This window comes from Borrelia venezuelensis (assembly GCF_023035835.1).
Classification (GTDB): Bacteria; Spirochaetota; Spirochaetia; order Borreliales; family Borreliaceae; genus Borrelia; species Borrelia turicatae.
On sequence record NZ_CP073228.1, the window covers coordinates 22,056 to 30,617 of the forward strand.

At 31.2% G+C, this 8,562-nt stretch carries 5 protein-coding genes and 1 pseudogene; all 6 read left to right on the forward strand.

Annotated elements, in window-relative coordinates; translation table 11 throughout:
* Positions 1-92 precede the first annotated feature (92 nt).
* Positions 93-755, forward strand: coding sequence for a Bdr family repetitive protein (gene bdr, locus bvRMA01_RS05840; protein WP_247032778.1), 663 nt, complete (start codon positions 93-95; stop codon positions 753-755).
* A 225-nt stretch (positions 756-980) separates the two neighbouring features.
* A complete protein-coding gene (locus bvRMA01_RS05845) occupies positions 981-2,030 on the forward strand; it encodes a variable large family protein (protein WP_433996734.1) in 1,050 nt (349 codons plus the stop codon).
* Positions 2,031-2,231: 201 nt separating this feature from the next.
* Positions 2,232-3,325 (forward strand): annotated as a pseudogene (locus bvRMA01_RS05850) (variable large family protein).
* A gap of 1,085 nt (positions 3,326-4,410) precedes the next feature.
* Complete coding sequence (locus tag bvRMA01_RS05860) at positions 4,411-5,481, forward strand: variable large family protein (RefSeq protein WP_247032791.1); 1,071 nt, start codon at positions 4,411-4,413, stop codon at positions 5,479-5,481.
* A gap of 546 nt (positions 5,482-6,027) precedes the next feature.
* On the forward strand, positions 6,028-6,903 hold the full coding sequence (locus tag bvRMA01_RS05865) for a hypothetical protein (RefSeq protein ID WP_247032780.1): 876 nt from the start codon (positions 6,028-6,030) through the stop codon (positions 6,901-6,903).
* Between the two features lie 261 nt (positions 6,904-7,164).
* The gene (locus tag bvRMA01_RS05870; protein ID WP_247032782.1) at positions 7,165-8,325 is read left to right on the forward strand and encodes a ferrous iron transporter A; all 1,161 of its coding nucleotides are present in this window, start codon (positions 7,165-7,167) and stop codon (positions 8,323-8,325) included.
* The last annotated feature ends 237 nt before the right edge of the window (positions 8,326-8,562 follow it).

An 8,562-nucleotide genomic window follows, 5' to 3' on the forward strand; every position in this document is an offset into this window, starting at 1 on the left:
TTAGATTTAGGGACCTTCTTAAGTCACATTTTACTAAAGTAAGGTTTTTATAACACTTAAAATATTATACAATAATTATATAAGGAGATTTTATGCAAGATTCATCACTACATTCTGTTGCTAGTACACAAATTTTTAATGGGCATATTACAGAGGAGATTATATACCAAGAATTTGTAAAGATGGGTATGCAAGATTTTGTTGCAAATGAGCTCTCTAAAAGATATTACCGTAATGAACTGACTTATAAAGATATTGAGTATTTAGAGAGTAATTTTAATCTTAAGTTTGAGATGTTAGAACGTAGTTTGAAATCTGAGATTATTTCTGTTAGAACTGAGCTTGATAACAAGATTGACATTGTTAGAAATGAGTTAAAATCTGATATTAAAGACCTGGATAACAAGATAGATTCTGTTGAAAGTAATTTCAATGTGAAGATTGACACTAAATTTAATGAACTTGATAATAAAATAGATATTGTTGAAAACAACTTCAATGTGAAGATTGATAACGTTAGGAATGAGTTAAAATCTGACATTAAAGACCTGGATAATAAGATAGATTTTGTTAGAGCTGAATTAAAGTCTGATGTTGCATCTGTTAGTAATGAAATTTCTCTTGTTAGAAAAGATATGGAAATTAACAGAATGGAATTTAAAAGTACATCAAAATTACATAATTGGATGTTTGGTACCCTTATTACTCTTAATATAGGAATATTCTTAGCATTAATGTCATTATTAGTAAAGTAAATTTATTTACTTAGCCCCTTCTTTAATTGACCTTCTGTTAATTATTTTTTTACAAAGTAATTCAATTTTTTGTTAAAAGCAATCAATTTGGTTGATTGTTGAATTGCACACAGTCTCTGAAATGTTAAAGTATCTGTGTTTTTAGCTTTTTTATTTTATGTTCAAAACTTGTTAACCATCTTGTCCTTTTATTTTGCTCCCTGAGTAATAAGGAGGCACGTGATAATGAAAAGAATTACTTTATGTGCGTTATTGATGACTTTATTTTTACTTCTTAGTTGTGGGAGTGGCAGTTCTAAGACGGAAGATCCTCAGAATAAATTCTTAAAATCTGTTATTAGTTTAAGTAATGACATCTTAAATGTTTTCACTTCCTTTGCTGATATGGTTGGAGGTGTTTTAGGGTTTAATACTACTACTAAAAAGTCTGATGTTGGAGCTTACTTTAAAACTGTTCAGGATACTGTACAAGGTACTAAGGATAAGCTTAATAAAATTGTTGCTGATATGAAATCTGAGAATAATCCTAATGCTTCTGCAGTTGAAACCGCTGTAACTAATTTAGTTACAATCACTCTTGATAATATAATCCAGGGGGCTAAGACTGCTAGTGAGGCTATTGGTACTACAGGTGATGAGTTGCTTGGTAATGTTGCTGCTGACAATAATGGTGGTGCTGCTGGAACTGGTGTTGATAGTCTAGTAAAGGGTATTAAATCTATTGTAGATGTAGTACTAAAAGACAAGGGGAATCCTGAAGCGGGGGATAATAAAAAGGCTGAAGATGGTAATAGCGCAAGGAATAATGACGGTGCAGGTAAATTGTTTGATGGTAGTGCTGGAGCTGGTGCGGATGATAAAAAAGCGGCAACTGATGCGGCTAAGGCAGTTGGTACTGTAACTGGGGCTGATATTCTTCAAGCTATTGTTAAGGATAATGGTGATGCTGCTAAGTTAGCTAAGAATTCTGCTGGTATTGCTGCTTCCGGTGTTGCTGCTCCTAAAGATGCGGAAGTTGCAGGTGGTATTGCATTTAGAGCAATGGCTAAACGTGGTAAGTTTGCTAATGGAAATAATGCTGCTGATGCAAAGAAAATAGTAGAAGGAGCAACTGTAAGTTCAGTAACTAAGGCATTGGGTACTCTAACAATAGCGATAAGAAACACTATTGATACAGGACTTAAGACTGTTAAAGATGCTATGAATTTTAATTCTACTGATACTTCTGTAGTTAGTGAGGCAAATCAAACCAGTGAAGCTAGTGCTAATAAATAAAAAAGAAGGTAAATAAGATTTAAGTAAATGAAATAATAAAGTCATTTTAGGAAAACTTTTCTCTATTCATGAGAATTGTTTTCCTTTTATCTATATCTTGCCCCCTCTGAGAGAAAAGGAGGCACGTAATAATGAAAAGAATTACTTTAAGTGCATTATTAATGACTTTATTTTTATCTTGCAATAAGGAGGGACTATAATATGAAGCATAAATTAAATGAGAGAATTAAAAACTTTAATATAACTATACTTATGTCTTTATTTTTACTTATTAGCTGTGGCAGTGGTCAACAACCACAAGCTGGTAAGGATGGCGAGGCAGCTACAGGTGGAAGCAGTTTAAGTGAAGTCCTAATGGAGGTAGGTAGAAGTGCTGAAAATGTCTTTTACTCATTTTTAGAGTTACTCTCAGATACATTAGGTTTTACTGTAACTAAAGATACAAAAAAGAGTGATGTAGGAGATTATTTTAACAGTCTAGGTGTTAAGCTTGGAGAAACATCAAAAGAGTTAGAGAAATTAGCAAAAATTTCAGAAACAGATGTTGATAAAGGTGGTCTATTAAACAAGGCAATTAAGGAAGCAGTTGATGCTGCTAAGACTACTTTAAACACATTAAAAGGTCATTTAGAGTCTTTAAAAAATATAGGTGATGCTAACCAAAAGGTAGTAGGTAAGGTAGCCTCCCAACAAAACGGAGTAGCAGCAACTGATGGTGAATTAAAGAATGTATACAAAGCATTAAAAGGAATAGTGGAGATAGCTAATACAGAAGGTATTGAAAACTTAAAAGAGAGTAATTTAGTGTTGAATCAAGCTTCAATAGGAATAGCTAATCCAGAAAATGGGGCTAAAGTCTTAACGGCAGGTGCTAATGCAGGGGGTGCTTCTGGACCAGAAGCAACAGCAATAGTATCAGCAGTGAGTGGAGAAGAAATACTAGACTCAATAGTTAAATCAAAGGATACTGATGTTAAAGCACTAGTAGGAAATGCAGTAGCAGGTACAACTCCATTGGATTTGCAAAAGGAACAAATAATACTGGTCATTTAGCACAAGCTGCAGTAAAAGCAGCAGCAGTAGCAGGAGGGATAGCATTACGTTCATTAGTTAAAGATGGTAAACTAGCTTCAAATAATAATAACGATGAAAAAGCAGTACAAAGTGCAGGAATAAGTGCAGTCAATAAGCTATTAGTAGCAGTAGAAGATATAATTAAAAAGACAGTAAAGAAGACACTTGAGAAAATAAAACAAGATGTAGATAAAGCAAGAGAGCCAAAACCAGTAGGTTAACAATAAAATAGATAGTTAGATTATTTACTTAAAAGTAAGAGTAGAAGGCAATCTTAGAGATAAGTCTGTGATGCCTTCTATATTGTTGTAATTAAACTTAAAAAGTTGGATAGTTCGGTAGTAAGGTGGTAGTAATGAGATGATATTAAAACTTTATTTTAACCTCTTATAGTTAATTTAGAAAAAGGGTTATTACTTGTTTTTACTTTCTTTAGTTATATAGTGTTTGATTCTTTTGAGATTAAGGTTGTTATTAAAAATAGCGATATAGGAAATTATTTTACCGTTATTTAAAATATTATGTAAACATTTTATTACAGGGATATTAGACAAGATTGCTGTAGTAACAAATAAAGCTATTAGTGGTGATATTGGTGTATCATCAATTGGTGATATTGTGAAATAGCAGTTGATACTGTTAGTGTAAATAACCTTGTTGAGGAAATTAAAGAAAAGAAATTGTTGATTTAGTATTTAAAGAAGGAAATGGATAATCAGATAAACCTAATCTTGTTCTTAGTATGATAAAAAAAATTGATAATTTATTTAGTGCTAAAACAGGGTCTTAAATATTAAAGACATTACTGTTAATAAAGATAGTAGAGTTGCAAAAGCTAAATATGCGGAGTTAGCTTTTGCTAATGGTATTTGTAATGATGAAAACTTATTATTCAAAATCCAAAAGATATACAACCATAGCAAGTTCTATAGATTTAATAGCTATGGCTAAGAATGGTAAGTTTGATAATGAGTAATGCTGATAATTCAAAGAAAGCGGTAAAGGGAGTGGCAGTAAGTGTGCATTACTAGTGCATTAGAATACTTGAACTATTGCAATAAGCAAAACTATTGATGTAGGACTTAAATTTGTTAAAGATCTTATGAAAATTAATATCAGAAATAATTAGAATTTACTAAGAGATATGTAACTTAAATAAAGTTATTTAAAGGCAACACTTCATTCTTTCTGCATGAGAGTTGTTTTTCTTTTTTATATTATCTAATTCGAAGTTGTTTTTAACTATTTTGTCATTTAGAGGATAAAAAGGAGGTTTTATAATATGAAGAATAGATTAAGAGAGAGAATTAGGAAGTTTAATATAAGTATACTGATGATTTTATTTTTGTTAATGAGCTGTGGGAGTGGACAACTTCAAGCTGAGAAACTTGCTTTAGAAAGTAAGAATACATTTTTTGATTCTATAGTAAAGATAGGGCAAAGATTTTACGAGATTTTTGGCATTTTTGATAATGCTATTGGAGACGCTTTGGGACTTACAGCAGTTAAATCTGATGACAAGAGAAGTAAGGTTGGTGAACACTTTAAGACGATCGGAGATGGACTTACAACTACTAAGAATAAGTTAAATGAGCTATCAGGTGAAATATCTGAAGCAAAAAATGCTAATAGCAGCACAATTGAAGCTGTTAAGAATGCAATTATCAGTGCTAGTGATGTCTTTGAACAACTAATTTCTGCTTTAATTAAACTTGCTGATGTAACTAAGGACGATTCTCCGATTGGTGATACCGCTAGTGCTGCGTCTGCAGTGGCTGCTGATAAGCCTAGTGTTGATGCTATTATTAAAGAAGTTAAAGCTATTATTGATGCAGCAAAGAAATCTGGAATAGAAATCAAGTCTGGAACCGCTGGTAATGCAGTAAATGCTGCTGCTGCTAGTGCTCCTGCTGCAATTGGGAGTAATAATGCAGGTCAGGGCGCTGGTGATAAATTAGCAGCTGAAGTAGCTAAGGCTGATCCATGGGCAATGATTGAGAAGATGAAAAATTCTACAACTGATACCGCTGTTCTTGCTGGTAACGATAAAGACGCTGGAACATTAGCTACTGGTACTCCAGCTGATGCTAATGGTGCTAAGGCAGCTACTAATGCCAACCTAGCAGCTGCCTTAGCTCTTAAAGCTATGACTAAGACTGGTAAGTTTACTGCTAAGCATGATGATGCTACTGAAGTTGCTATTGTTAAAGCAGTAGCAGTAAGTGCTGTAAATAAGGTACTAGGAGTGCTTGATTTTATAATTAGAAAAACAGTATCAAGCAATCTAGATAAGATAAGAGAAGCTGTTAAGGGAATAAAGTACTCTGAAACTATTACTGAAGCTAGTACTACTACTCAACCTGCTGCTACTAAGTAAATTATCTAATTAAATAATCTACTAAATAAAGTCATTTGAGGGAAACTCTTCTTTTTATAAGAATTGTTTGCCTTCTTTGCATTTTGGTGATGTATTCAATACTTGTACTAAAGATAAGTAGACAGGGTCTGGTTAAACCTTTTTAACTAAGGGCAAATGATTATTATAAGATTAGTTTTGTTTAGTAAATGCGTAGAATTATTCGGAAAGTAAAGGTAGGAACTAGGTTTCTTAGTTTTTGTTTTTATTGAATGATATGTTTATTTTGGTTAATTGTTTTTAATTATTTATTTTTTTAAAGCGTAAATTGGATGTAATTGATTACAAGTTTTATATTAAGATTATATTTTTGTTCTTTATTGTATAAATTTACTTAATGAAATAGTTTTGTTGTGTTTTTAAGTAGGTCAAAGTGAGATTATTGTATTATTTTAATAATTTATTTGCAATTTAAAATAAAAGGTATATATTTACCAGTAATTGTTATTATATTTCAACTATCGAGATTCAATAATTAAATGATTTGATATCCCAGGAGGGGGAGATATGAAGAGAAGTATTTTATCAGTATGTATGTTAACATTATTATGTTTGTTATCATGTGATATAAATGTCCTTAATGATTTGCTAGACAAAGCAAGAGAAAAGTTTTTAGATGAAAGCAAAGATAATAAAGATTTAAACGCTAGAGAAGGAAATCAAGAGATTGAAGAAGAGCAAGCAGATATTGTTGTAAGGATTGAAGAAGGTGTAGAAATAAATAAGAACTTACAACGAGAAGGTATTGAATTAAGTCTTAAAGAGGAAAGACTTGAAGAGGTAGTAGAGCAACAGTTTGTATCTCAATCTAATGCATTAACTAAGGAGCAAGAGAATGAGCTTTATTCTCAAGAGATCAAGGCTAATGATATTAGGAGCAAAGTTAATAGTAAATTGGCAACTATTGAGGCAATGCATAGTGAGGTAAGTGCATCAGTATTAAAGCTTGAGAGTATGAAGACTGATATTATGAAAGCTAAGTCTGATCTTGATAGGGCAAGGAGTTCTTCTAGAAATGGTATTGATCAAAATGTTAAGATAAAGTTAGATCAAGCAATTGAGAATGTTAGATCAAGTAGTAATATTGCGATGATATTATATAAAGATGCAGTTAATGGATTAGAACATGCAAGAAGTAGTGTTGAACATGCAAGAGGTCTTACGGAGTCTGCTTTAGATGAGTTAAGATATTTGAGGTCAAGTAATTATTATTATGTTATACGTTATTATTATCTATCAGATGCAAAAACTAGTTTGAATAGAGCAGAAGATATGTTTGCTAAAGTAGAATCAGAGATGGATAATCTTAGAAATGCGATGAAGCAGGCAGAGGAAGCGTTTGTTGCTTTAAAGAGTGCACATCAAGCATTAGGGTTGAAGTAGTACTAGGGGTAAAATACCTAATCTTCCATAATTTTATTTGTTATGACTTTTTATAAGTAGCATAAATTGAGTTTATTAGCTTGAGTTTTAAGGTTCAAGCTAATAAGTTTATTACTGTATGAATTAACACAAAAAAATAGTAAAAAGTATTAATGTAATATCTTAAGAGAGCTAAAGTCAAATGGTTTTACCTATTTTAATAAAGACTTGAATCTTATTCAAAGTGCTATATCTTTAATATTAGTTTTAAAGGAGAGAGAAATGAAATTCAAAAATAAATATGTAGCTTTGGGATTATTTTTGAGTTTTATCAGTTGTGATTTAATATTTAACGATGAAATTAAAGAGGAATCTCTAGGTTTATTAGATAAGGTTAAGGTTAATTCTGTTTTAGATGCTAGTGAAAAATCTGTTAGAAGTTTTACTAAGAAAAGAAAGAGGGCTATCAAGAAAAGACCGTCTACTAGTAGCAGGAAATCTTTTAATAATTTAGCACAAAATGTAGTATCAGGCGATATAACTAGTGTTCTTCAGGATGAATTACAACAGAATAATATACAAAATGAAGCCATGCTTAAGGATGGCCTTGAAATAAATGATGTCATTCTTAATGCAGAGAGTCCAAATGTTGTGTTATCAAGTACAAAATCTGAATTTAGAGAAGAAAAAATACAAAAGCAACAAGATATAGAGCGAGCAAATTCAATTACTGCAGTTTCAACAATGTATGATTCCTATGAGCATGCAAGAATGACCCATGGAAGTTCAACTTTCCTTAGCAGTGAAAGTGGTGAATTAAAGGAGACTATTGAAAGGAATGAAATTGATTTTACTATAGACTCTGATTTAAGACCAGAAGATATTGCAGGTTCAAACACTATTTCATACATTGATGAAATAGAAGAAGATTATGATCAATACTATTTGGAAGACGATGAAGATGAATATGATGAAGAGGAGATAAGGTTAGACAATAGATATAAGTCCTATCTGGAAAGTGTTAGATATAATGTAGGTTCAGCAATTAATACAATTGATAAAATATTTAGAAATTATATATTATTTGAAAATAAACAAACCAAAATATATTATACACATCCTAGTGATACTGTTACCAAAGCTAAATCTAGAGAAGAGGCTAAAGAATTTACAAAAGAAAACCTTGAAAAAGATCTTAAGACCTTATTAGACTACATTCAAGTGAGTGCAAAAACTGCAACAAATTTTGTATACATAATGGAAATACATGCAAAAAGCAGATTGGATAAACTTGCAACAGAAGTGAAATCTTTAATTTCAAAGGTCCAAGGACAATCTAATCCATATGAAGCATATAAAGCAATAGTATCCCCAATCCTACAAATGAAAGATTCTCTTAAGGTAGTGCAGGGAGCTGTTGATAAAGATGGTCCTTGGTATTAGAAAGTAATAATCCTATTATTATTTTAGATTTAACAAAAAGGCTACGTAAAATTGTAGCCTTTTTTTAATTTAAAGATATTATTTATTAGTGTATTATCAATGATATAAGATTTTCAGATGAGAAAACTACAGAAATTGGGCTTTCTTTATTTAGAGAAGTAACCTTTTACTAAATGCAGTGTATAATTATGCTATTATTAGAGATATCTAAAAGTTCTATACTATTAACATATTAAT

Excerpts from the sequence above, each read along its gene's own strand:
- bdr (WP_247032778.1), top strand. The coding sequence starts at position 93 with ATGCAAGATTCATCACTACATTCTGTTGCTAGTACACAAATTTTTAAT.
- bvRMA01_RS05845 (WP_433996734.1), top strand. The coding sequence starts at position 981 with ATGAAAAGAATTACTTTATGTGCGTTATTGATGACTTTATTTTTACTT.
- bvRMA01_RS05865 (WP_247032780.1), top strand. The coding sequence starts at position 6,028 with ATGAAGAGAAGTATTTTATCAGTATGTATGTTAACATTATTATGTTTG.
- bvRMA01_RS05870 (WP_247032782.1), top strand. The coding sequence starts at position 7,165 with ATGAAATTCAAAAATAAATATGTAGCTTTGGGATTATTTTTGAGTTTT.